Below are 1,703 nucleotides of genomic sequence, written 5' to 3'. Positions count from 1 at the left end.
CTGGCGCGCCGCGAGGGTCAGGCGTCCGGCCCGTGCCACGGTGAGGAAGAATCTGAGGTCGCCCCAGTCGAAACCATGCATGGCCCCATCCTCGTATGCGCATTCTTGCACAGCAAGGGGGCAATATATCTTATCGACGTGCACCGATCACATGGATAGCGTCCTCTCAAAGCACAAGAACGACAATTCAGGGAGATGCTGCGTCGTGATCGTCTACGGTCATTTCATCGGGGGCCGGCACGTGCCGGGCAGCTCGGGACGTTTTGCCGACGGCTATCAGCCGATGACCGGCGATGTGCGTTCCCAGGTGGCGCTCGCCTCGCGCGAGGAGGTCGACACCGCCGTTGCGGCCGCGAGCGCGGCCCAGCTCGGCTGGGCCGCCACCAACCCGCAGCGGCGCGCCCGTGTGCTGATGCGCTTTCTCGACCTCGCCAACCGTGAGATCGACAGCCTCGCCGAGCTGCTGGCGCGCGAACACGGCAAGACCATCCCCGACGCCAAGGGTGACATCCAGCGCGGCCTCGAGGTGGTCGAGTTCTGCATCGGCGCCCCGCACCTGCTCAAGGGCGAGTTCAGCGACGGCGCTGGACCCGGCATCGACGTCTATTCGATGCGCCAGCCGCTGGGCGTGGTCGCCGGCATCACCCCGTTCAACTTCCCGGCGATGATCCCGCTGTGGAAGGCGGGCCCGGCGATCGCCGCCGGCAACGCCTTCATCCTCAAGCCCTCCGAGCGCGACCCCGGGGTGCCGATGCGGCTCGCCGAGCTGTTCCTGGAGGCCGGGCTGCCGGCCGGGATCTTCAACGTGGTCAACGGCGACAAGGACGCGGTCGACGCCCTGCTGGACCATGCGCAGGTGCGGGCGGTGGGCTTCGTCGGCTCGACCGCGATCGCCGAATACATCTATGCGCGCGGCTGCGCGGCGGGCAAGCGCGTGCAGTGCTTCGGCGGCGCCAAGAACCACATGATCGTGATGCCCGACGCCGACCTCGACCAGACCGTCGACGCGCTGATCGGGGCCGGCTACGGCTCGGCGGGCGAGCGCTGCATGGCGATCTCGGTGGCGGTGCCGGTGGGGGAGGCGACCGCCGACCGCCTGCTGGCCAAGCTGATCCCCCGGGTGGAGGGGCTGAAGATCGGCCCGTCCACCGATGCCAGCGCCGATTTCGGCCCGCTCGTCACCCGCGCCCATGTGCAGAAGGTGAAGGACTATATCGAGGTCGGCCTCGGCGAAGGCGCCGAGTTGGTGGTCGACGGGCGCGGCTTCCAGATGCAGGGCTACGAGAACGGCTTCTATCTCGGCGGCTGCCTGTTCGACCGTGTCACCCCCGACATGCGCATCTACAAGGAGGAGATCTTCGGGCCGGTGCTCTCGGTGGTGCGCGCGACCAGCTACGAGGAGGCGCTGCGCCTGCCCTCCGAGCACGAATACGGCAACGGGGTGGCGATCTTCACCCGCGACGGCGACGCCGCCCGCGACTTCGCCGCGAAGGTGAATGTCGGCATGATCGGCGTCAACGTCCCGATCCCGGTGCCGATCGCCTACTACACGTTCGGTGGCTGGAAGCGCTCCGGCTTCGGCGACCTCAACCAGCACGGCCCCGACGCCTTCCGCTTCTACACCAAGACCAAGACCGTCACCTCGCGCTGGCCCTCCGGCGTCAAGGAAGGAGCCGAGTTCACCATCCCAACCATGGGGTGAA

The 1,703-nt window shown here is 67.9% G+C and carries 1 protein-coding gene; it reads left to right on the top strand.

The features are described 5' to 3' along the window. Positions 1-205: 205 nt before the first annotated feature. A complete protein-coding gene (locus ACO2RV_RS25070) occupies positions 206-1,702 on the top strand; it encodes a CoA-acylating methylmalonate-semialdehyde dehydrogenase (RefSeq protein ID WP_423296916.1) in 1,497 nt (498 codons plus the stop codon). Position 1,703: the final 1 nt, after the last annotated feature.

It is taken from the genome of Ancylobacter sp. VNQ12 (assembly GCF_049445835.1).
GTDB lineage: Bacteria > Pseudomonadota > Alphaproteobacteria > Rhizobiales > Xanthobacteraceae > Ancylobacter.
The sequence above is the reverse complement of the archived record's forward strand: the minus strand, read 5'-3'. Positions and strand labels throughout refer to the sequence as shown.